Source organism: Luteimonas terrae (assembly GCF_004358165.1).
GTDB classification, from domain to species: domain Bacteria; phylum Pseudomonadota; class Gammaproteobacteria; order Xanthomonadales; family Xanthomonadaceae; genus Luteimonas; species Luteimonas terrae.
Genome location: NZ_SMTG01000006.1, coordinates 151,994 through 173,226, shown reverse-complemented (window position 1 = coordinate 173,226; position 21,233 = coordinate 151,994). Strand labels below are relative to the sequence as shown.

Genomic DNA, 21,233 nt, shown 5'->3' with positions numbered 1-21,233 from the left:
GGCGGTTCCGGCGGGAAATCGCGCGGATGCTGGCAAAGCCGGCGTGAGGGTTTCGTGGGAACGTGTTGCGACGTCGTTGGATGTCCTGATCGCGGCGCACAACACCTTCCCCCGCGTGCGGGGGAAGGCGACAGATCCAGCTCGATCACATCCCGCTGTGCCGCAACAGCGCCGCGATGTCCGGATCGCGCCCGCGGAACGCGCGGAAGTTCTCGATCGCATCGCGGCTGCCGCCACGCGACAGCACTTCGGTGCGGAAGCGCGCACCGGTGTCGGCGAGGCGCGCGGGGTCTTCCTCGAACGCCGCGTACGCGTCCGCGCTCAGCACCTCGGCCCATTTGTAGCTGTAGTAGCCGGCCGCGTAGCCGCCGGCGAAGATGTGGCTGAACTGGTTCGGAAAGCGGTGCCAGGCCGGCGTGCGGTTGACCGCGACCTCGTCGCGCACGCGCTCGAGCAGGGCCAGCACGTCGTCGCGGCCGGTCTTGAACTCCGAATGCAGCAGCATGTCGAACAGCGCGAACTCGATCTGCCGCAGAGTCTGCAGGCCGCTCTGGAAATTGCGCGCGGCCAGCATGCGGTCGAACAGATCGCGCGGCAGCGGCTCGCCGGTCTCGACGTGTGCGGTCATCTCCTGCACGCGGTCCCACTCCCAGCAGAAGTTCTCCATGAACTGGCTCGGCAGCTCTACCGCGTCCCATTCCACGCCGTTGATGCCGGCGATCGGCAGCGTGTCCACGCGCGTCAGCAACTGGTGCAGGCCGTGGCCCATCTCATGGAACAGGGTTGTGACTTCGCCATGGGTGAAGGTGGCCGGGCGGCCGCCGGTGCCGCGGCCGAAATTGCAGACCAGGTAGACCAGCGGCGTCTGCACGCCGTCGGCCGTCGCGCGGCGGTTGCGGCAGTCGTCCATCCACGCGCCACCGCGCTTGCCCTCGCGGGCGTAGAGGTCGAGATAGAACTGGCCGACCAGCGCGCCGTCGGCGTCGACGAGCCGGTAGAAACGCGCATCCTCGTGCCACACCGGTGCGTCGTCGCGTTCGACGCGCAGGCCGTACAGCGAGCCGATCACGTCGAACAGGCCGGCCAGCACGCGATCTTCGGTGAAGTAGCGTTTCACCGTCTGCGCCGAGTAGTCGTAGCGCGCCTGCCGCAGGCGGTCGCTGGCGAAGGCGATGTCCCAGGGCTCGAGCGTATCGAGGCCGAGCTGCTCGCGGGCGAAGTCCGCCAGCGCCTCGCGGTCTTCCTCGGCGTGCGGCCGGGCGCGCGCGGCGAGATCGCGCAGGAACGACAGCACCGCGTCGGGCGCGGTGGCCATCTTGGTGGCCAGCGACAGCTCGGCGTAGTTGGCGTGGCCGAGCAGGGCGGCCTGTTCCTGGCGCAGTTCGAGAATGCGCGCGATCAGCGGGCCGTTGTCGAGCGCTTCGGGCCCCGATTCCGACGCCCGCAGGCCGTAGGCGCGATACAGGCGCTCGCGCAGGTCGCGGTTGGTCGCGTAGGTCTGGACCGGCAGATAGCACGGCATCTGCAGGGTGAGCTTCCAGCCGCTGCGTCCATCACGCTCGGCGGCGGCGCGCGCGGCCGCGAGCGTGTCGTCGGGCAGACCGTCGAGTTCGTCGGCGTTCTCGACGTAGAGCGCGAAGGCGTCGGTCGCATCGAGCACATGCTCGGAGAATTCGGCGCTGGTCCTGGCGAGCGCCTGCTGGATCTGCGCGAAGCGCGCACGGTCGTCGTCGTCCAGCGCCGCGCCGCCGAGGCGGAAATCACGCAGCGCATGGGCCAGCACGCGGCGCTGCAGGGCGTCCAGACCCAGGGCGTCAGCCTGGTCGGACAGCGCCTGGTAGCTGGCGAACAGGGCCTGGTCCTGCCCCAGGGCGCTGAAGAACTTCGTGACCTTGGGCAGCGCCGCGTTGTAGGCCTCGCGCATCGCGGGCGTGTTGACCACGGCATTGAGGTGGCCGACCTGGTTCCAGGCCCGGCCCAGCCGCTCGGTCGCATCCTCCAGCGGCACGACCACGCTGTCCCAGCCGACCGGCTGCGCGCGGCCGGCCAGTGCCAGCGCGGCTTCGGCCTCGGTCACCAGTGCGTCGATCGCGGGCTGGACGTGGGCCGGTTCGATCTCGTCGAAACGCGGCAGGCCGGAGAAATCGAGCAGCGGGTTGTCCATCGGGCACTCCACACACGGCAGGGGTCGGGCCGATTCTAGGCATCGGCGGGTGCACGCGACCTGCAGGTCACGCAGGGGAGGACTATCGTGGCGGCTTTCCCGCGCTCAACCCCTCCGGATGCATTCGATCGAAGTCGTGCTGGTGATGCTGCTGGCCGTGGTCGCCAGTGGCTATCTGACCCGCGTGCTGCCGCGCTGGCTGCCGCTGCCCCTGCCGCTGGTGCAGATCGCGCTGGGCGCGACGATCGCCGGTGTGTTCGGCCAGGGCGTGACGCTGGATCCGCACCTGTTCTTCGTGCTGTTCCTGCCGCCGCTGCTGTTCCTCGACGGCTGGCGGATTCCCAAGACCGGGCTGTTCCGCGACCGTGGGCTGATCCTGCAGCTGGCGCTGGGGCTGGTGGTGTTCACCGTCATCGGCGCCGGCCTGCTGATCCACTGGATGATTCCGGTGATGCCGCTGGCGGTGGCCTTCGCGCTGGCGGCGATCCTGTCGCCGACCGATCCGGTGGCCGTGTCGTCGATCGCCGCGCGCGCGCCGATCCCCAAGCGCGTGATGCACATCCTCGAAGGCGAATCGCTGCTCAACGACGCCTCGGGCCTGGTCTGCTTCCGTTTCGCGGTCGCCGCGGCGCTGACCGGCACCTTCTCGCTGATGTCGGCCTCGCTGACGTTCCTGTGGCTGGCGCTGGCCGGCGTCGTGGTGGGCGTGGCGCTGACCATCGGCATCAACCGCGGCCATGCGCTGGTCTCGCGCGTGTTCGGCGAGGAAGCCGGCACGCCGATCCTGATCAGCCTGCTGACGCCGTTCGGCGCGTATCTGCTGGCCGAGCAGATCGGCGCTTCGGGCATCCTCGCCGCGGTCGCGGCTGGCATCACGATGAGCTACGTCGAGCTCAGCGGTCGCGCGCTCGCGACCACGCGCGTGCAGCGTGCGGCGGTGTGGGACACGGTGCAGTTCTCGCTCAACGGCATCATCTTCGTGCTGCTGGGCGAGCAGCTGCCGTGGATTGTGGAACGCGCGGTGCGCTCGGTGCGCGAGGCCGGGCACGTCGACCCGTGGTGGCTGGCGGTCTACGTGTTCGCGATCTATGGCGGCCTGTTCGCGCTGCGGTTCCTGTGGGTGTGGGTGTCGCTGCGCATCGCGCTGTATCGCAGCGACCGGCAGCGGCGTCCCAGCGTCCGGCTGGTGGCTGCGATGTCACTGGCCGGCGTGCGCGGTGCGATCACCCTGGCCGGCGTGCTGACCCTGCCGCTGCTGCTCGACGACGGCACGCCGTTCCCGACGCGCGACCTCGCGATCTTCCTCGCCGCGGCGGTGATCATCCTGTCGCTGCTGCTCGGCAGCTTCGTGCTGCCGCGCCTGCTGCGCGGACTGGAAGTGCCCGAGGAAACCGAGGACGACCGCGAGTTCGACCGGGCGCGGCATGAAGCGGCCGTGGCGGCCGTCGCCGCGGTGGAACGCGCGCAGCACGCGCTGCCGGCCGCGCAGGCCAATCCCGATCTCTATGCCAGCGCCTCGGTTCGGGTCATGGCGCTGTACGAAGACCGCTTCCAGCGCGAGGTGCGGGCCGGCATGGATGCCGCCGCGCTGCGCAGCGCTGACGACGCCGAACGCGCCCTGCGTCTGGCCGGTGTGCATGCCGAGCGCGAGCGGATCTACGAGCTGGCACGGCACCGCGAGATCTCCGACGAGGTCGCACGCAAGCTGGTGCACGACCTGGATCTGCTGGAGGCGCGGTACCGGTAGGTGGCGTGCCGTTGGAGCGCCGGTTGCAGCAATGCACGGCGCTCGCGAATCAACTTCTACCGTCTGGGATGACGAGCTAGACGCAGATCCGGATGGGGTTCATCACCCCGGCTGCCAGTCGAACACCAGCGTCTCATCGCGCGCGAAACGCTGGAGGTGGTTCTCGATCACCGTCTGGTAGCGCTCGCTGTCCTCGGCCGTCGGCTGGGTCAGCACGATGCGCAGCGTGCCGTCCTCGACAAAGAAGTCGGCGCCGTTGTCCTCGCCCTGGAACGGAATGAAAGCGTGGCCTTCCTCGTCGTCGCGGGTGATCTCGAACTTGTGCCGCCAGTGGTTGCACAGCGTGCGCAGCAGGCGCGTCGCGTCGTTGGAGGACGTGGTCGCGGTGGTGGTGATGGACATCGTGGGGACTCCAGCGTTCGGCGCATCGCCGCGGGCCGCAGCATAGGCAAGCGTGCGGCGCGGGTGAACCCCTGCCGGCCAACGCAGTGTTGCAGGCCCGATGCCGCACAATGGCCGGCCCGCTTCGTCATCCGTGCAGGTGTTTCATGGGCGATTCCGCCGCGTCACACGCGTTTCCCTGGCCGGTGGTGCTGTTCGATCTCGATGGCACGCTGGTCGACAGCGCGTCCGACATCGCCGCCGCGGTCAACCGTCTGCTGGCCGAGCTCGGCCATGCGCAGGTCGACGAGGCCACGGTGCGCAGCTGGATCGGCGATGGCGCACGGCAGCTGATCACGTCCGCGCTGCGCCATGCCGGCGACCTGCAGGACATCGAGGCGGTGATGCCGCGTTTCATGCGCCACTACGCCGATTGCCTGCTGCTCGATCCGCAGCTCTACCCCGGTGTTGTGTCGACGCTGCAGGCCCTGCGCGCCCGCGGCGTGCGGCTCGCGGTGTGCACCAACAAGCCGGCGCAGTTCGTGCCGCCGCTGCTCGAAGCGCTGGAGATCGACGGTTTTTTCGACGCGGTGCTCGGCGCCGGCGATCTGCCCGAACGCAAACCGCACCCGCTGCCGCTGCTGCATCTGGCCGAAGGCTTCGGCGTGGACATCACCCGATGCCTGATGGTCGGCGATTCCGCGGCCGATGCCGGCGCCGCGATCGCCGCCGGCGCGCCGCTGGTGCTGGTCGGCTACGGCTACCGCCGCGATTTCGACCTGCATGGCTGCGGTGCGTTGGCGGTCATCGACCGGTTCGAGCAGTTGCTGGAGCTGCGCTGACGTCAGCGGGTGTCCAATGCGCACCCCGGCGCGTCAGACACGCACGCCCAGGCGTTCCCGCACCTCGGCCGCGATCCGCGCGGTCTCGCGCAATGGCACCACGTCGAAGTCCGGCAGCGCGTCCTCGAACGCACGTGCCCGCCCGTCCGCCAGCAGGCCGTCGACGAAGCGCTGCGGCGCGCCGTCGAGCGGCCCGGGCGCGTACACGAACACCGGCGCGCGCGTCGCGCAGGCTTCCGAGAGCATGTTGACCGAGTCCGACGAACACACGATGCGGTCGGCCCAGCCGAGCATGCCGGCGTAGGGATTCGCGCCGTTGCGCTCGTCGATCCAGACCAGTGCGGCGCGCTCCGCGTAGCGCGCGCGCAGCGCGTCGCGCACCTCGGGCGACGTGCGGCGCGACGCGGTCAGCAGCAGGCTGCCGCCGTCGCGTTGCGTCACGACATCAAGCCGGTCCGCCAGCGCCGCGAACGCGGCCACGTCGAAACGGCCGTGCCGCGAGTCGCCGCCCAGCAGCACCGCGGTCCGCGGGCCGGGCAGGTCGCCCAGCGCCGGGAACGCATCGCGCGCATCGGCCAGCCACGCATCGTCGACCGGATGCAGGCTGCCGCGCACGACCAGTACGTTCGGTCCACGCAGGCGGTCGTGCTCGGGCACGACGACGAGATCCCACAGCCGCGGATCGATGCGCGGGTCGAGGATCTGCACCGTGCGCGCGCCACGCGCGCCGGCCAGGCGCGTCGCCAGCGCAGCCTGACGGCCGCAGCCGATCGCGACGTCGGGCGTGTCGTCCAGATGCGTGGCGAAGGCGTCACCGAAGGCGCAAGCCGAGGCGGGCAGGCGCCGCGGCGCGAGCCAGCGCCAGGGCGCGCGCGGCTCGAGATGCAAGGCCTCGGCGCGCGGCGACAGCGCGGCGGCCAGCGCTTCGGCCTGACGGGCATTGCCGGCGCGGCCATCGCTGACCGCCCAGATCCGTCTGCAATCGCGGGTTTTGCCTGGTCGACGTTCCACGTATGTGATCATCCGTTCCGACCGGCGTACCGGTCGCGCTGCCGCAGGACTCTACACTGCGGCCTTCGTCCCACCCCGCTTTCCCACGAGGATGCCGATGACCGACACCCTGTCCGATGCCGCGCTCGACCAGCTGTTCCGCACCGCCCGCACCTACAACGGGTTCAGCGGCGACATCAGCGACGAGACGCTGCACCAGCTCTACGACCTGCTGAAGTTCGCGCCGACGTCGGCCAACTCGTCGCCCGCGCGCTTCGTGTTCGTGAAATCGGACGAGGCCAAGGCCAAGCTCGGCCCCGCGTTGAGCGAGGGCAACTACGAGAAGACGATGTCCGCGCCGGTCATCGTGATCGTCGCCCATGACGAGGACTTCCACGAGAAGCTGCCGTTCCTGTTCCCGCACACGGACGCCAAGAGCTGGTTCGACGGCCCGCGCAAAGACCGCGAAGTCCCGGCGTTCCGCAACGGTAGCCTGCAGGGCGCCTACCTGATCATGGCCGCGCGCGCGCTGGGTCTGGACACCGGTGCGATGTCGGGTTTCGACAATGCCAAGGTCGACGAGGCCTTCTTCGCCGGCACCTCGATCAAGTCCAACTTCCTGGTCAACCTGGGCAAGGGCGATCCGTCGACGATCTTCCCGCGCTCGCCGCGCCTGCCGTTCGACGAAGCTGCGCGCATCGTCTGACACCTGCGTTCCGCCCGCGCGCAGCCTTGCGCGCGGTTCCCACCACCACCCGTCCGATCCACGAGGATTCCGCCATGCGCCACCGTTACCTGCTGCTCCCGCTTGCCGCCGCCATCGCTCTCGCCGCCTGCGCCCAGCAGGAGCCGGCCGCGCCTGCGCAGACCGCCGCGCCCGCCACCGAAGCCGCCGCCGCGCCGGCCTCCGAGGCGCTCGCCGAGACCGCGCCGACCGCCGAGCCGATCGCCGGTGTCTCGGGCACCTACATCCTCGACCCCAAGCACACCGACGTGATCGCCCAGTGGAGCCACTTCGGCTTCTCCAACCCGGTCGCGCATTTCGGCGACGTCTCCGGCCAGATCGTCTACAACGCCGAGAACGTCGGCGCCTCGTCGGTCGAGGTCACGCTGCCGCTGTCGGGTCTGAACTCGCACGTCGGTGATTTCGATGACCACCTGCGCAGCGCCGATTTCTTCGACGCGGCCAAGTTCCCCAACGCCACCTTCAAGAGCACCGCGGTCGAGTCGGCCGGCACCAACAAGCTCAAGGTCACCGGCGACCTGACGATCAAGGACATCACCAAGCCGGTGGTGCTCGACGTCACCATCAACAAGTTCGGCGAGCAGCCGATGGCCAAGCGCGCCGCCGCCGGCTTCGATGCCGTCGCGAAGATCAAGCGCAGCGACTTCGGCGTCGGCGCCTATGCGCCGAACGTCAGCGACGACGTCGAGCTGCGCATCACCACCGAGGCCATCGTCGCCGAGGGCGCGGCGCCGGCTGCCCCGGCCGCGCAGTAACATCGCGTCCCGACGCCGGCGCACGCGACCCGTGCGCCGGCGTTTTCGTTTCCGCGTTCCGGATCTGCCATGAAACTCCACCGACCCGCCGACACGCGCGGCACCAGCCGCCACGGCACGCGCACGCGCCTGTGCACGTTTTCCAGCGGCGATTACCACGACGCCGACTGGATGGGCTTCGGCGCATTGCGCCAGCTCAACGAAGAACGCCTGCCCGCCGGGACCACGGTGCCCGCGCAGCGCGTGGCGAACATGGAGCTGCTGACCCTGGTGCTCGACGGCACGCTGCGCCGCGACGGTGTCGCCCTGGAGGCCGGCACGCTGGCCTGGACCGGCGCCGGCCATGCCAGCGATACCCCGGTCGAAGAGACCGGCAGCGCAGAGGCGCGCGTGTTGCGCATCGCGTTGCAGCCCGATCGCGTCAACCTGCCGCCGGCCGACGGCGTGCAGCGCATGGCGCCTGATGCCGATGGCGCATGGACGCTGCGCGCGTCGCCCGATATCGGCACCGACGCGCTACCGGTGCGCCAGCAGGCCTGGCTGCGGCACGCGACGCTTGCACCCGGCGCGTGTCTCGACCTGAAGCTGGAGTCCACCCGGCGCCATTGGCTGCAGATCCTGCGCGGCGAGACCATCGTCGACGACCACACGCTGGCGACCGGCGATGCCCTGGGCTGGCAGGACGAGGCAGTGGACACCGCGATCGTCGCCGGCCCGCAGGGCGCGACCCTGCTGCTGTTCACGCTGCCGGGCTGAGCCCGCCTGCATGGCGGCGCGCTAGAATGGCCGCCTCCACACGATGAACTCCGCCGTCATGACCGCAGCCAACGTCCAGCCGACGCAAGCCAACGCCGCCCAGCGCTATGAAGTGCGCCGCGCCGACCTGCCGCTGAGCTGCCCGCTGCCGTCGATGGCGCTGTGGAACTCGCACCCGCGCGTGTACCTGCCGATCGAGGCCGAGAACGGCGAATCGGACTGCCCGTACTGCGGTGCGCATTTCGTCCTCGTCGACTGAATCGCCCGGACATCGCGGCCGCATGCGTCGACCGCTGACCGTCGTCCAGTTGCTGCCGGCGCTGTCGTCCGGCGGCGTCGAACGCTCCACCATCGAGATCGCGCAGGCGCTGGTCGACGCCGGCCATCGCGCGATCGTCGTGTCGGCCGGCGGCCGCCTCGTGCCGGCACTGGAAGCGACCGGCGCGACCCACGTCACGCTCGACATCGGCGCCAAGTCACCGTGGGTGCTGCGTCACGTGCGCACGCTGCGCCGCCTGTTCGCCGAGGCCGGCGCCGACATCGTCCATGCGCGTTCGCGACTGCCCGCGTGGATCGGCTGGTGGGCGCTGCGCGGAATGCCCGAGGCGCGCCGCCCGCATTTCGTCACCACGATGCATGGCCTCAACTCGCCCTCGCGCTACAGCGCGATCATGGCGCGCGGCGAGCGGGTGATCTGCGTGTCGGACACGGTACGTGACTACCTGCTGCGGCATTACCCGGATACGCCACGCGACCGCCTGCGCGTCATTCCGCGCGGCATCGATCCGGCGAAATTTCCGCCGGCGCCGTCTCCGGATGTCGCGGCGCGCGCCGAGGTCGCCGCGCGCTGGCCGCAGCTCGGCGGCACCGGTCCACTGCTCCTGTTGCCCGGCCGCGGTACGCGCCTGAAAGGACACATCGACGCGATCACGCTGCTCGCCGATCTGCGTAACGATGGCCTCGACGCGCGCCTGTGGATGCCCGGCGCCCGCGAAGCCGGCCGCGAGACCTATATCGCCGAACTCCAGCGCGAAGCGGACGCACTGCATTGCGGCGATGCGCTGGCGATGACCGAACCGACCGACGCGATCGCGCGCGCCTACGCGGCCAGCGATCTGGTGCTGCAGCTCTCGCGCAAGCCCGAAGCCTTCGGGCGCACCGTGCTCGAAGCGCTGTCGTGCGCGCGTCCGGTCGCAGGCTGGGCCCACGGCGGTGTCGGCGAACTGCTGGCGCAACTGCAGCCCGAAGGTGCAGTGACGCCCTTCGACCGCGACGCGCTCGCACGCGCCGCACGCGCGCTGGTCACGCGAGGGCCATCGCGAGCCGGTACGATGCCCGACACGCTGCGTGCGATGCAGGAGGCGACCCTCGCGGTCTATGACGAGTTCGACGACGACAACTGACGCCACCGCGCGCACGCCGCGCCCCGTGGGCTGGCGCTGGGCGCCGCACTGGGTGCTGGCCTTCGTGATCCTGTGGCCCGCGCCGGGCTATGCCGAAGGCGTGATGGTGCTGGGCGCGCTGGCCGCGATCGTCCATCTGGTTGGCGCGCGCTTCCGCGGCGGCGCGCAGTTGCTCAGCGCACCCGCCTGGGCGCTGACCAGCGTGTTGTTCTTCGCCTACTGGCTGCCACAACTGATCTCGGCGGTGGATTCGGTCGATGTCGGACGCGCCCTGCGCGAAGCGCTGGTGGACCTGCGCTATCTGCCGTTCCTGTGGCTGGTGGCCTCGGCTGTGGCGACGCGGCGGGGGCGCCGCATCACGCTCGGCGGTCTGGCGGTGATCGTGGCGGTGTGGACGCTCGACGCGCTGTGCGAAGTGTTCTTCGGCACCAGTCCGCTGTTCTTCGGCATCGACCAGCTCAAGCAGCTGATCAGCAACCGGCCGATGTGCACGCTCGAACAGGTCGCCGCGGCCGATCGCATCGGCGGCGTGCTCGGCCCGTGCAACCTCAAGCTCGGCATCGTGCTGGCGAGCCTGGCGCCGTTCGCGCTGTACTGGTCCGGGCGCCGCTTCGGCACGGCCGGCTGGATCGTGGCGAGCGCGGCGATCGGCATCGTGCTGCTGTTCGCGGGCTCGCGAGCGTCGTGGCTGACCTACGGTTTGGTGCTGCTGTTCTCCGGCTGGCGCCTGCTGGGCTGGCGGCGCCTGCTGATCGTGTTCGCGGCAGCCGCGGTGGTTACGGTCGTGGTCACGCTGACCTCGCCGCTGGTGCAGGAGCGCGTGGAGCGCACCGTGACGGGGCTGTCCGCAGCCGACCAGGCCGGCGTCGACGACGCGCTGGCCGGTCGCACGCGCATCTGGGGCGCGGCGCTGTGCATGGTCCGCGAGAACCCGATCAACGGTGTCGGCGCGCGCGGTTTCCGCGAGGCGTTCCCGCAGTGCGATCCCCATGCCGGCGCGCGCGCGGCCTGGGGTGACGGGCCGGCCTTCCATGCGCACCAGATCGTGCTCGAAATCGGCAGCGAGACCGGCCTGATCGGCCTGCTGATGTGGCTGGCCGGCGTGGCGATGGCCTGGCGCGCCTGGCGCTTCGCCAGCCCCGCGGCGCGCGAACAGGCGCGCCCGGCGATGCTCGCGCTGGCGGTCACGGTGTTCCCGCTCAACACGCACCTGGCGTTCTATTCGACGTTCTGGGGCGGCTTCACGCTGCTGCTGTCGGCACTCTATGCCGGCAGCCTGCTGGCACGGGTGGAGCCGGCGCAGCCCGACGACGGCGCGGTGCGCTGAGGTCGACCCGGGTGACGCGTTTGTCTGTGCCTTCCCCGCGTGGGGGGGAAGGCCGGCATGGGGGCAAACGATCAGGTGTCGGCCGGGAACTTCTCATCGAGTGACGCGAGCGTGCCCCGACATCGCATGATCTGGGCGCTCGCCCCTACCCAACCCTCCCCCGCTGGCGGGGGAGGGCTTTGAAGGCGATGTCCTGACACGTCCGGCGTCACTCAGTACAACGACGCACCATCCGGCTGCCGCTTGAAGCGCCGGTGGATCCACAGGTACTGGTCCGGTGCGGCGCGCGCCATCGTCTCGATGCCGGCCATGACCGTCGCCGTATCGGCAGCCGCATCGGCGGTGGGATAGGGCTCGGGCGCGGGCGTGAGGGTCAGCGTGTAGCCGCCGTCCTCGCGCCGTACGTGGCGGTAGAACAGCACGGTCGCGCCCGACAAGCGCGCCAGCGAATGGGTCGAGGTGAGGCTGTGCGCAGGGCGGCCGAAGAACGGCACGTAAACCGCGTCACCACCGCTGGGATCCTGGTCGGGCGCATACCAGAGCAGGCCGCCGCGCTTGAGATGCCGCACTACGCCACGCACGTCGCGCTTGGGAAACATCGCCGCCGCGTAACGCGCACGACCGCGGCGCACGGCCCATTCCATCGCCGGCTCCGAATGCGGGCGATACATGCCGGCCAGCGGCACGTAGTCGCACATCAGCCGGCCGCAGACTTCCAGCGTCGTGAAATGGCCCGATACCACGATGACGCCGCGGCCCGCGGCCCATGCGGCCTCGACGTGTTCGACACCTTCGACGATCAACCCGCGCCGCAGCGGCGCGATCGAGCCCCACCACGCACGCCCGAACTCGAACAGCCCGATCCCCAGCGCATGGAAGTGCCGGCGCAGCAGCGCGTCGCGCGCGTCGGCATCGAGCTCCGGAAAGCAGAGTTCGAGATTGCGCGCCGCGACCTTCCGTCGGCTCGCCAGCGTCAGACGCAGCACGTTGCCCAGTCCGCGGCCGAGCGCGCGTTGCAGCGGCCACGGAATCCGCGCGGCAAGGGCCATCAGACCGATGCCGCACCATGCCGGCCAATGACGGGGCGTGAGCGGCGGGCGGGACAGATCGGACGAGGCGCTGGACATGCGGCCATTGTAGAAGCCGGGCGTCGGACGGGGTTGAAGACGCCGGATGCGGACGATGTGCCGATGCAGGCGTGCGCTCGCGAAGGCGCACGTTCCGTTCCGCAACGCGATCGCGCGCGAGCGCGTGCCCACGGTCCCCGGTGCCGACATGGCCTTCCGCTATCCTGTGCGGATGCGTGCCGACACCACCGAACGACTGCTGCGCGGCCTGTATTCGGCCCTGCTGGTCGTGCTCGCGCCGATCACGGTCTATCACCTGATCTGGCGCGGCTTCCGGCAGTCGGCCTATCTGCTGCGCTGGGACGAGCGCTACGGCATCTATCGCACGCCGCCGATCTCGACGCCGGTGTGGGTGCATGCGGTCTCGGTGGGCGAGGTCAACGCCGCCGCGCCCCTGATCAATGCCCTGCTCGCACGCGACCCGGCGCGCCGGCTGCTGGTCACCACGATCACGCCGACCGGTTCGGAGCGCGTGCGCGCGTTGTGGGGCGAACGCGTCGAGCACGTCTATCTGCCCTACGATCTGTCCGGCGCCGTGCGGCGTTTCCTCCGCCATTTCCGCCCGGAAATCGGCCTGATCGTCGAGACCGAACTGTGGCCGAACCTGCTGTTCTGCTGTCGCGATGCCGGCGTGCCGACGGTCATCGTCAACGCGCGACTGTCGGCGCGTTCGCTGCGCGGCTATCGCGTGCTGCGGCCGTTGGTCGGTCGCGCACTGCGCACGGTCAAGCGCGTGGCCACGCAATCGGCCGATGACGGCAAGCGCTTCGTCAAGCTCGGTGCACTGCACGAAGCGGTGATCGACACCGGCAATCTGAAGTTCGACATCACCCTGGACGAGGCGAAGATCGCCGGGTTGGTGGCGGAGTTCCGCAGCCACGCGGGCGCGCGCCCGGTGTGGATCGCGGCGAGTACGCACCCCGACGAGGAAGCCGCGGTCATCGACATCCACCGCCGGCTGCGCACGCGCTGGCCGGACCTGCTGATGATCTGGGCGCCGCGTCATCCCGAACGCTTCCGCGGCGCGTCGCAACTCGCCGTCGATGCGGGCTGGCGCGTCGCCACGCGTGCGCTGACCACATGGCCCGATGCCGGCGACGACGTCTTCGTGCTCGACACGCTCGGCGAACTCGGCCTGTTCTTCGCCTGCGCCGACGTCGCCTTCGTCGGCGGCAGCCTGCAGGACATCGGCGGGCACAACCTGCTCGAACCGGCCGCGGTCGGCACGCCGGTCGTCACCGGACCGCATCTGCAGAACTTCACCGACATCGCCAAACAGCTCGGACGCGCGGACGCATTGCGCATCGGCGCCAATGCCGACGCGGTGCAATACCACATCGAGAGCCTGCTGGAAGACGCTGCCGCGCGCGAGGCGATGGCGGCTGCCGGCCGGGCGCTGGTCGAGAACGGTCGGGGTGCGCTGGCGCGCACGCTGGCGCTGATCGAGCCGGACCTGCCGGCGCCGGACACGAAAACGGCGCGGATCCTGCGACCCGCGCCGTCGTCGATCTGAACTGCAAAACGCTTACTGCGTCTGCGTGCCCGTGCCGGTGGACGCGCCCATGCTGTTGACGTCGACCGTCAGCTGACGGTTGATGTCCTGCACGTGGCTGATGTCCAGCGTGCCGGCGGCCTGTTCGAGCAGCAGGCGGCTCTGCAGGAAGTTGTACTTGGCGAAGGCATAGGCCTGACGCGCCGAGAACAGGTTCTGCTGGTTGATCAGCACGTCGATGACGGTACGCGTACCGACTTCCAGGCCGACCTGCGAGGCTTCGTACGCGCTGTTGGCGGACACCAGTGCCAGGCGACGCGCCTCGACCTCCGTGATGCCGGCGACGAGGTTCTGGTAGGCGCTGCGGGTATTGCGTTCGATCGCGCGACGCTGCGCCTCGTACTGGTCGGCGGCGATGTCGCGCTGGGCGATCGACTGGCGCACGCGCGACTGGGTGATGCCGCCGCTGAAGATCGGCACGGTCAGGGTGACGCCGATGCTGTTGGTCTCGCCGCGACGCAGTGCGGCCTCGGCGTTGTCACGGCCCCAGGTGTCGCTGTTGCCGTAGCTGGCGCTCAGATCCAGGGTCGGCAGGTGACCCGACTTCGCGGCCGTCACTCCGTACTCCGACGAGGTCACCTGGTAGCGCAGGGCCTGCAGCTGCGGGTTCTGCTGCACCGCCGTCGCGACCCAGGCCTCGGCATCGCGGCCTTCCGGCAGCTGCGGGGTGAAGTCGTCGGGCAGGCCACGCAGGTCGGCGATCGGCTGGCCGGTGATCTCGCCCAGCGCCTGATACGAATCCTGCAGCGCATTGCGCTGGACGATGGTGTTGGCGCGCGCGCTGTCGTACTGCGCGCGGGCCTCGTGCACGTCGGTGATCGGGGCCAGACCCACTTCGAGGCGCTTGTCGGCGAAGTCGAACTGGCGCTTGAACGCCGCTTCGGCAGCCTCGGCGGCGGCCAGCGTTTCGGTCGCGACCAGCACGTCGAAATAGGCCGCGGCGGTGCGCGTGATCAGCGAATCGTTGTCGGCGTCGAGCTGGAAGTCGGCCGCCGTGCTCAGCGCGCGCTGCGAGCGCAGCGTGGCGAACTGGCCGAAGTCGAACAGCACCTGGCTGGCGTTGACGCCGTAGCTGCGCGTGCGGGCACGGCCGGAGACGCCGGCGACGCGGCTGTCGGTCAGCGAGGCGCTGCCCCCGATCTGCGGCAGCAGGGCGCCGCGCGCCTGGACCGCGCCTTCCTTGGTCGACAGGCGCTGCGACTCGGCGATCGACAGGGTCGGGTCGTTGTTGCGGGCCAGCTCGTAGGTCTGGACGAGGTCGGCGGCCAGCAGGGGGCTGGACGTCAGCGCGAGCGCAAGCGACAGGAAGAGGGGGCGGCGGAACATGGGGATCCTTCGACGATCAGAGAGAGAACTGCGGCACCGGCGCGGCGCCTGCGAGGTAGGCGAGCCCGGTCTCGAACAACGATTCGATGCGCGTGGCGTTGACGTCGTCGCCTTCGCGGTGGACCAGCACCGCTTCCATCGCCGGCGCACGGCCGCGCACGATGAACAGGCGGCCGCCGGGACGCAGCCACTGCACGAAGCGTTCGGGCACCACGTCGACGGCACCACCGACGCAGATCGCGTCGAAGCGGCGGTCGGTGTTCCATGCGAACGCATCGGCGGCGATCACCTCGGCATTGGCGATGCCCTGCGCCTGCAGGCGGCCGCGGGCGGCATCGGCGAGGTCCTCGTGGCGTTCCAGACTGACGACATCGCGCGCCAGGTAGGCCAGGCACGCGGTCAGATAGCCGCTGCCGGTCCCGATCTCCAGCACCTCGTCGCCCTGTTCGAGCGCGAGCGCCTGCAGCGCGCGGCCTTCGACGACCGGCTTGAGCATGGTCTCGCCATGGCCGATGGGCAGTTCCAGATCGGCATAGGCCAGCGCGCGACGCGCATCGGCCACGAATGCTTCGCGCGGCAGGCGCGAGATGGTCTCGAGCACGCGCGGGTCGAGCACGTCCCAGGGCCGGACCTGTTGTTCCACCATCGCCGCACGGGCCTTGGCGTAGTCGATCGTCATTGTTGCGGGTTCCTTCGTTCGCCAGCCCGCAATTCTAGCGGTCGCAGGCGCGGTTCAATCATCGCGGGGGTGGTACGGCCGACGCAGTGCCGGAAGTCACCGGCCCAGACGGCACGCGGGGGCGGGATGTGACGGGTTCAGCGACGCCCGTAGGCACGCAGGAACATGTCCACCGACGCGTCCAGGTGCGCGCGCCGCATCCGGGCGCAGGCGCCCGCATCGTCGCAGTCGAACACCAGGCGCTGGTGCAGATCGCCCTTGAGCAGGGAGAAGAACTGTGCGGCCGCGGTCGGCACCAGCGCATCCTCGATGTCGAGATCACCGGTCTCGACCCGGCGTCGCAGCATCGCGGCGAACGCGGACTGCACGCGCTCCGGCCCACCCTTCCAGAACCGCTGCGTCAGGCGCTTTTCGACCATCTGCGGCGTGCACAGCAGGCGGTGGCCGGCGACGGCCTCGGGGGAGGAGATCATCGAGAAGAACGCCTCGGCGACCTCCATCAGGCGCGCGCGCACCGGCGTTTCCGGCGCGGTTTCGAACACCGACGCGGGCATCTGCTGCTCGCAGTAGCGCTCCACGGCCTCGGTGAACAGCGTGTCCTTGTCGCCGAAGTGGCTGTAGACGGTCAGCTTGGAGACGCCGGCCTCGGCCGCGATCTGGTCCATGCTGACGCCCTCGTAGCCGCCCTGTTTGAGGAACATGCGTTCGGCCGCTTCGAGGATCGCCGCGCGCTTGGCCAGATCCTTGGGCCGGCCGGGACCGGCCGCGACCTTCTCGGGCGCGGAGGCTGGGGACGACGGGGACGGACGCGTGGACATGGCGCGGAATACTATACCAATCAGTTCTGAAAATATACGATACGGCTCCGTATCCCCTGTCCACGGACGGTCTCCATGCGCCGCCTGATCCTGCTTCGCGCTTCGACCCGGCACGCCCCGTGGCGCGTCTTCGGTTTGCTGATCGCCGGCGTCCTGGCCCTGTCGGCCTGCGGCGAACGCGAGACGCCCGAGCCGCCTGCGCGTCCGGTGCTGGTGGTGACGCCCGCCGATGGCGCCGGCAGCGGCGTCGCCGCGTTTCCGGGCGAAATCCGCGCGCGCGAGGAAAGCGCGCTGGCCTTCCAGGTCGGCGGCCAACTGCTGCGCCGGCACGTCGACGCCGGCGCGCACGTGAGGCGCGGCCAGGTGCTCGCCGAGATCGAGCCGAACGATCTGCGGCTGCAGCAGCAGTCGGCGCAGGCCCAGGTGGCCGCGGCGGAGGCCGAGTACGCCCGCGCCCGCACCGATCGCGACCGCTACGCCGCACTGGTCGACCAGCAGCTCATCAGCCGGTCGCAGATGGATGCGCAGGACGCCGCCTACAAGGCCGCGCAGTCGCAGCTGCGCGCCGCCCGTGCGCAGGCCGACGTGGCCGGCAACCAGGCCGGCTACACGCAGCTGCGTGCGCCGCGCGACGGCGTGATCGCCAGTCGTGAGGCCGAGGCCGGACAGGTGGTCGCGGCCGGGCAGGCGATCTTCATGCTGGCCGGCGACGACGGGCGCGAGGTCGCGATCGCGTTGCCGGAATCGCGCATCGGCCAGTTCGCGATCGGACAGCCGGCGCAGATCGAACTGTGGAACCGGCCCGGCGTGCGCGTATCCGGCACGATCCGCGAAATCGCCGCGGCGGCCGACCCGCAGGCGCGGACCTATGCCGCGCGCGTGGCGCTGGACGGTGACGCCCTCGACGAGGTCGCGCTGGGCCAGAGCGCGCGCGTCTATCTGTCGGGCGACCCGTCGGGCGGGATCCTGCAGGTGCCGCTGACCGCGATCCAGCCAGGTGCCGGCGACGCCAAGGCAGTGTGGGTGGTCGATCGCGCCACGGGCACGGTGCACGCAGTGCCGGTGCAGACCGGCGCCTTCGGCGCGAACACGGTGCCGGTGCTGTCGGGGCTCCAGCCCGACGCCCTCGTCGTCGCGGCCGGCGGCCATCTGCTGCGCGAAGGGCAGCGGGTGAGCCCGGTCGATCGCGAGAACCGGCCCCAACAACCGGAACGCCCGAAGCCGGTAGACGCGAAATGAGCAACGCGTCGATCGCAAGCCGGTCCCGCCCGGGGCAACCTCACCTCCCCCGCTTGCGGGGGAGGATGGGTGGGGGCATGCATCCGCCGCGGCAATGCGATGACAGCGCGCGGCATCGGAGCGTCGCCCCATGACCCGCTTCAACCTCTCCGAATGGGCGCTCGCCAACCGCACGCTCGTCGTCTACATGATGCTGGTCGTCGCGATCGCGGGCATCTTCTCCTACGGCCGGCTGGGCCAGTCGGAAGACCCGCCCTTCACCTTCAAGGCGATGGTGATCCAGACCCAGTGGCCGGGCGCGACCGCCGAGCAGGTCTCGCAGCAGATCACCGAGCGCATCGAACGCAAGCTGATGGAGACCGGCGACTACGAGTTCGTCAGCTCGTACTCGCGACCGGGCGAATCGCAGATCGTGTTCCATGCGCGCGACGACATGCGCTCGGCGCAGATTCCCGAGCTCTGGTACCAGGTGCGCAAGAAGGTCGCCGATCTGCGGCCGTCGTTGCCGCAGGACATCGTGGGGCCCTTCTTCAACGACGAGTTCGGCGACACCTTCGGCAACATCTACGCGCTCACCGGAGACGGCTTCGACTACGCGATCAAGAAGGACTACGCCGACCGCATCCAGCGCGAGCTGCAGCGCGTCGACGACGTCGGCAAGGTCGAACTGGTCGGCCTGCAGGACGAGAAGGTCTGGATCGAGGTCAGCAACACGCGCCTGGCCACGCTGGGCATTCCGATGGCCACCGTGCAGCAGGCGCTGGCCGAGCAGAACGCGCTGGCCCCGGCCGGCTTCTTCGAGACCGACAGCGCGCGCGTGCAGTTGCGCGTCGACGGGCCGTTCGATTCGGTCCAGGCCATCCGCGAGTTTCCCATCCGCGCCGGTGACCGCACGGTGCGGCTGGCTGACATCGCCACCGTCGAGCGCGGCTTCGCCGATCCCGCGGCGCCGCGCATGCGCTTCATGGGCCAGGACGCGATCGGCATCGCGGTGGCGATGCACGAGGGCGGCGACATTCTCGAACTGGGCAAGCGACTGGAGTCCGAATTTGCGCAGCTGCAGGAAACGCTGCCGGTCGGCATGAGCCTGCGCAAGGTGTCCGACCAGCCGCGTGCGGTGCGCGATTCGGTGGGCGAGTTCGTCAAGGTGCTCGCCGAGGCGGTGATCATCGTGCTGCTGGTGAGCTTCGTCTCGCTGGGCCTGCGCACCGGGCTGGTGGTCGCGGTATCGATTCCGCTGGTGCTGGCGATGACCTTCATCGCGATGGACCAGTTCGACATCGGCCTGCACAAGATCTCGCTTGGCGCGCTGGTGCTCGCGCTGGGCCTGATGGTCGACGACGCGATCATCGCCGTGGAGATGATGGCCATCCGCATGGAGCAGGGCGACAGCCGGCTCGCGGCGGCGAGTTATGCCTGGACGCACACTGCGTTCCCGATGCTGACCGGCACCCTGGTGACCGCGGCGGGCTTCCTGCCGATCGCGACGGCCGCGTCGAGCACCGGCGAGTACACGCGCTCGCTGTTCGAGGTGGTGACGATCGCGCTGGTCGTGTCGTGGATCGCCGCGGTGCTGTTCATTCCGCTGCTCGGCGCGAAGATGCTGCCCGACCTCGCGAATCCGCAACCGCCGCGCCCCGGCTCGCTGCCCGCGCGCTGGCGCGACATGCGCGGCCGTGCCGCCGCGCGCTGGCCGCGCCTAGCGTTTGCGCTGGCGCCGCGCGATCCGCATGCGCACGACCACGATCCCTACCAGCGGCCGTTCTACCGCCGCTTCCGCAGCTGGCTGCACTGGTCGCTGACGCATCGCTGGCTGGTCATCGGCGCGACCGCGGCGGCGCTGGTCGCATCCCTGCTGCTGTTCCGCTTCGTGCCGCAGCAGTTCTTCCCGGACTCGACACGGCTGGAACTGATGGTCGACGTCGAACTCGCCGAAGGCAGCTCGCTGCGCGCGACCGAAGCCGCCGCCCGGCGGCTCGACGCGCTGCTCGCCGACCACGCCGGCATCGAGTCGCGCGTGGCCTACATCGGCAGCGGCTCGCCGCGCTTCTACCTCCCGCTGGATCAAAAGCTGCCGCAGGCGAACTTCGCCCAGTTCGTCGTCACCACGACCGGCGTCGAGGCGCGCGAGCGCGTGCGCGCGTGGCTGACCGACGAGGTCGCGCCGCAGTTTCCCGAGCTGCAACTGCGCGTCACGCGTCTGGAGACCGGGCCGCCGGTCGGCTATCCGGTGCAGCTGCGCATCTCCGGCGAGCACGTCGAGCGCGTGCGCGCCATCGCCGATGCGATCGCCAAAAAGGTGCGCGACAACCCGCACGTCGCCAACGTCAATCTGGACTGGGACGAGCCCAGCCGCATCGTGCGCCTGGTCGTCGACCAGGAACGCGCACGCGTGCTCGGCGTGAGCTCGCAGCACCTCGCGCAGTTCCTGTCGAGCTCGCTGTCGGGTCTGCAGGTCAGCACATACCGCGAGGGCAATGAGCTGATCGGCATCGTGATGCGCGGCCCGGACGACGAGCGCGGCCAGCTCGACATGCTCGACAGCCTCGCCATTCCGACGTCGAACGGGCAATCCGTGCCGTTGGGCCAGATCGCACGACTCGAACCGACCTTCGAGGACGGCATCATCTGGCATCGCGACCGCCTGCCGACGATCACCGTGCGTGCCGACATCCGGGACGACACCACGCCGCCGACCGTGGTCGCGCAGATCCTGCCGACGCTCGAGGCGATCCGCGCCGATCTGCCGGCCGGCTACCGCCTGGAAACCGGCGGCACCGTCGAGGATTCGGGCAAGGGCCAGGATTCGATCAAGGCCGGCCTGCCGCTGTTCCTGTTCGTCGTGGTGACGCTGCTGATGCTGCAGCTGCGCAGCTTCTCGCGCACCGCGCTGGTGCTGCTGACCGCGCCGCTGGGCATGATCGGCGTGACGCTGTTCCTGCTGGTGTTCCGTGTGCCGTTCGGCTTCGTCGCGATGCTCGGCACGATCGCGCTGGCCGGCATGATCATGCGCAATTCGATCATCCTCGTGGACCAGATCGAGCAGGACATCGCCGCCGGCCACGCGCGCTGGGATGCGGTGGTCGACGCGACGGTGCGGCGCTTCCGCCCGATCGTGCTGACCGCGCTCGCGGCGATCCTGGCGATGATCCCGCTGTCGCGCAGCGTGTTCTTCGGCCCGATGGCCGTCGCGATCATGGGCGGTCTCACCGTGGCCACCCTGCTGACGCTGATCTTCCTGCCGGCGCTGTATGCCGCATGGTTCCGCGTGGGCGACGACGAGCGCGCGGGCCGGGATGAACGCGAGGCGACCGGCGACGCGGTGGGCGGCGCATCAACGAAGTCCTAACAACGGGCTAATCGAGGCTTAATCGCGTGGCCA

The 21,233-nt window shown here is 70.1% G+C and carries 18 protein-coding genes; 11 read left to right on the top strand and 7 right to left on the bottom strand.

Annotated elements, in window-relative coordinates:
- Positions 1–145: 145 nt before the first annotated feature.
- A complete protein-coding gene (locus E2F49_RS14340; RefSeq protein ID WP_133394514.1) occupies positions 146–2,164 on the bottom strand; it encodes a M3 family metallopeptidase in 2,019 nt (672 codons plus the stop codon).
- 118 nt (positions 2,165–2,282) lie between these two features.
- On the opposite strand from E2F49_RS14340, the gene E2F49_RS14335 reads away from it, so the two are divergent.
- The gene (locus E2F49_RS14335; protein ID WP_133394513.1) at positions 2,283–3,911 is read left to right on the top strand and encodes a Na+/H+ antiporter; all 1,629 of its coding nucleotides are present in this window, start codon (positions 2,283–2,285) and stop codon (positions 3,909–3,911) included.
- 102 nt (positions 3,912–4,013) lie between these two features.
- On the opposite strand, the gene E2F49_RS14330 is transcribed toward E2F49_RS14335, so the two are convergent.
- Positions 4,014–4,313 (bottom strand): DUF2218 domain-containing protein, encoded by a 300-nt coding sequence (locus E2F49_RS14330; RefSeq protein WP_133394512.1) that lies wholly within the window; start codon positions 4,311–4,313, stop codon positions 4,014–4,016.
- Positions 4,314–4,459: 146 nt separating this feature from the next.
- Here E2F49_RS14330 and gph point away from each other — a divergent pair, with 146 nt between their 5' ends.
- Positions 4,460–5,134 carry a phosphoglycolate phosphatase gene (gene gph, locus E2F49_RS14325; RefSeq protein WP_133394511.1) on the top strand — a complete coding sequence of 225 codons (675 nt, stop codon included), beginning with the start codon at positions 4,460–4,462 and terminating at the stop codon, positions 5,132–5,134.
- 33 nt (positions 5,135–5,167) lie between these two features.
- Here gph and E2F49_RS14320 read toward each other — a convergent pair whose 3' ends face one another.
- Positions 5,168–6,145, bottom strand: coding sequence for a mitochondrial fission ELM1 family protein (locus E2F49_RS14320; protein WP_243713616.1), 978 nt, complete (start codon positions 6,143–6,145; stop codon positions 5,168–5,170).
- Between the two features lie 97 nt (positions 6,146–6,242).
- On the opposite strand from E2F49_RS14320, the gene E2F49_RS14315 reads away from it, so the two are divergent.
- The 6 genes from E2F49_RS14315 (at position 6,243) to E2F49_RS14290 (ending at position 11,110) form a co-directional block, all read left to right on the top strand.
- On the top strand, positions 6,243–6,830 hold the full coding sequence (locus tag E2F49_RS14315; protein ID WP_133394509.1) for a malonic semialdehyde reductase: 588 nt from the start codon (positions 6,243–6,245) through the stop codon (positions 6,828–6,830).
- A gap of 74 nt (positions 6,831–6,904) precedes the next feature.
- Entirely contained in the window at positions 6,905–7,624 is a 720-nt protein-coding gene (locus E2F49_RS14310; RefSeq protein ID WP_133394508.1) for a YceI family protein, read from the top strand.
- Between the two features lie 69 nt (positions 7,625–7,693).
- Entirely contained in the window at positions 7,694–8,380 is a 687-nt protein-coding gene (locus E2F49_RS14305) for a pirin family protein (RefSeq protein ID WP_133394507.1), read from the top strand.
- Between the two features lie 58 nt (positions 8,381–8,438).
- Positions 8,439–8,639 (top strand): zinc-finger domain-containing protein, encoded by a 201-nt coding sequence (locus E2F49_RS14300; RefSeq protein ID WP_425481391.1) that lies wholly within the window; start codon positions 8,439–8,441, stop codon positions 8,637–8,639.
- A gap of 22 nt (positions 8,640–8,661) precedes the next feature.
- Positions 8,662–9,783, top strand: a complete 1,122-nt coding sequence (locus tag E2F49_RS14295; protein WP_133394506.1) for a glycosyltransferase — start codon at positions 8,662–8,664, stop codon at positions 9,781–9,783.
- Positions 9,758–11,110 (top strand): O-antigen ligase family protein, encoded by a 1,353-nt coding sequence (locus E2F49_RS14290; protein WP_133394505.1) that lies wholly within the window; start codon positions 9,758–9,760, stop codon positions 11,108–11,110. The genes E2F49_RS14295 and E2F49_RS14290 overlap by 26 nt, the downstream gene beginning before the upstream one ends.
- A gap of 212 nt (positions 11,111–11,322) precedes the next feature.
- Here E2F49_RS14290 and lpxL read toward each other — a convergent pair whose 3' ends face one another.
- Positions 11,323–12,237 (bottom strand): LpxL/LpxP family Kdo(2)-lipid IV(A) lauroyl/palmitoleoyl acyltransferase, encoded by a 915-nt coding sequence (gene lpxL / locus E2F49_RS14285; RefSeq protein WP_133394504.1) that lies wholly within the window; start codon positions 12,235–12,237, stop codon positions 11,323–11,325.
- Positions 12,238–12,409: 172 nt separating this feature from the next.
- Between lpxL and waaA the strand changes: the two genes are divergently transcribed.
- A complete protein-coding gene (waaA, locus tag E2F49_RS14280) occupies positions 12,410–13,750 on the top strand; it encodes a lipid IV(A) 3-deoxy-D-manno-octulosonic acid transferase (protein WP_133394503.1) in 1,341 nt (446 codons plus the stop codon).
- A 12-nt stretch (positions 13,751–13,762) separates the two neighbouring features.
- On the opposite strand, the gene E2F49_RS14275 is transcribed toward waaA, so the two are convergent.
- From E2F49_RS14275 to E2F49_RS14265, 3 genes are all read right to left on the bottom strand, one after another.
- The gene (locus E2F49_RS14275; protein ID WP_133394502.1) at positions 13,763–15,115 is read right to left on the bottom strand and encodes a TolC family outer membrane protein; all 1,353 of its coding nucleotides are present in this window, start codon (positions 15,113–15,115) and stop codon (positions 13,763–13,765) included.
- 16 nt (positions 15,116–15,131) lie between these two features.
- A complete protein-coding gene (locus tag E2F49_RS14270; protein WP_133394501.1) occupies positions 15,132–15,794 on the bottom strand; it encodes a protein-L-isoaspartate O-methyltransferase family protein in 663 nt (220 codons plus the stop codon).
- Positions 15,795–15,931: 137 nt separating this feature from the next.
- Positions 15,932–16,612, bottom strand: a complete 681-nt coding sequence (locus E2F49_RS14265; protein WP_133394500.1) for a TetR/AcrR family transcriptional regulator — start codon at positions 16,610–16,612, stop codon at positions 15,932–15,934.
- A gap of 75 nt (positions 16,613–16,687) precedes the next feature.
- Between E2F49_RS14265 and E2F49_RS14260 the strand changes: the two genes are divergently transcribed.
- Positions 16,688–17,851 carry an efflux RND transporter periplasmic adaptor subunit gene (locus E2F49_RS14260; protein ID WP_133394499.1) on the top strand — a complete coding sequence of 388 codons (1,164 nt, stop codon included), beginning with the start codon at positions 16,688–16,690 and terminating at the stop codon, positions 17,849–17,851.
- A gap of 130 nt (positions 17,852–17,981) precedes the next feature.
- Positions 17,982–21,200, top strand: a complete 3,219-nt coding sequence (locus tag E2F49_RS14255; RefSeq protein ID WP_133394498.1) for an efflux RND transporter permease subunit — start codon at positions 17,982–17,984, stop codon at positions 21,198–21,200.
- The last annotated feature ends 33 nt before the right edge of the window (positions 21,201–21,233 follow it).

Excerpts from the sequence above, each read along its gene's own strand:
- E2F49_RS14340 (WP_133394514.1), bottom strand. The coding sequence starts at position 2,164 with ATGGACAACCCGCTGCTCGATTTCTCCGGCCTGCCGCGTTTCGACGAG.
- E2F49_RS14275 (WP_133394502.1), bottom strand. The coding sequence starts at position 15,115 with ATGTTCCGCCGCCCCCTCTTCCTGTCGCTTGCGCTCGCGCTGACGTCC.
- waaA (WP_133394503.1), top strand. The coding sequence starts at position 12,410 with ATGCGTGCCGACACCACCGAACGACTGCTGCGCGGCCTGTATTCGGCC.
- E2F49_RS14315 (WP_133394509.1), top strand. The coding sequence starts at position 6,243 with ATGACCGACACCCTGTCCGATGCCGCGCTCGACCAGCTGTTCCGCACC.
- E2F49_RS14310 (WP_133394508.1), top strand. The coding sequence starts at position 6,905 with ATGCGCCACCGTTACCTGCTGCTCCCGCTTGCCGCCGCCATCGCTCTC.
- E2F49_RS14255 (WP_133394498.1), top strand. The coding sequence starts at position 17,982 with ATGACCCGCTTCAACCTCTCCGAATGGGCGCTCGCCAACCGCACGCTC.
- gph (WP_133394511.1), top strand. The coding sequence starts at position 4,460 with ATGGGCGATTCCGCCGCGTCACACGCGTTTCCCTGGCCGGTGGTGCTG.
- E2F49_RS14295 (WP_133394506.1), top strand. The coding sequence starts at position 8,662 with ATGCGTCGACCGCTGACCGTCGTCCAGTTGCTGCCGGCGCTGTCGTCC.
- E2F49_RS14335 (WP_133394513.1), top strand. The coding sequence starts at position 2,283 with ATGCATTCGATCGAAGTCGTGCTGGTGATGCTGCTGGCCGTGGTCGCC.
- E2F49_RS14265 (WP_133394500.1), bottom strand. The coding sequence starts at position 16,612 with ATGTCCACGCGTCCGTCCCCGTCGTCCCCAGCCTCCGCGCCCGAGAAG.
- lpxL (WP_133394504.1), bottom strand. The coding sequence starts at position 12,237 with ATGTCCAGCGCCTCGTCCGATCTGTCCCGCCCGCCGCTCACGCCCCGT.
- E2F49_RS14300 (WP_425481391.1), top strand. The coding sequence starts at position 8,439 with ATGACCGCAGCCAACGTCCAGCCGACGCAAGCCAACGCCGCCCAGCGC.
- E2F49_RS14330 (WP_133394512.1), bottom strand. The coding sequence starts at position 4,313 with ATGTCCATCACCACCACCGCGACCACGTCCTCCAACGACGCGACGCGC.
- E2F49_RS14290 (WP_133394505.1), top strand. The coding sequence starts at position 9,758 with ATGACGAGTTCGACGACGACAACTGACGCCACCGCGCGCACGCCGCGC.
- E2F49_RS14305 (WP_133394507.1), top strand. The coding sequence starts at position 7,694 with ATGAAACTCCACCGACCCGCCGACACGCGCGGCACCAGCCGCCACGGC.
- E2F49_RS14260 (WP_133394499.1), top strand. The coding sequence starts at position 16,688 with ATGCGCCGCCTGATCCTGCTTCGCGCTTCGACCCGGCACGCCCCGTGG.
- E2F49_RS14270 (WP_133394501.1), bottom strand. The coding sequence starts at position 15,794 with ATGACGATCGACTACGCCAAGGCCCGTGCGGCGATGGTGGAACAACAG.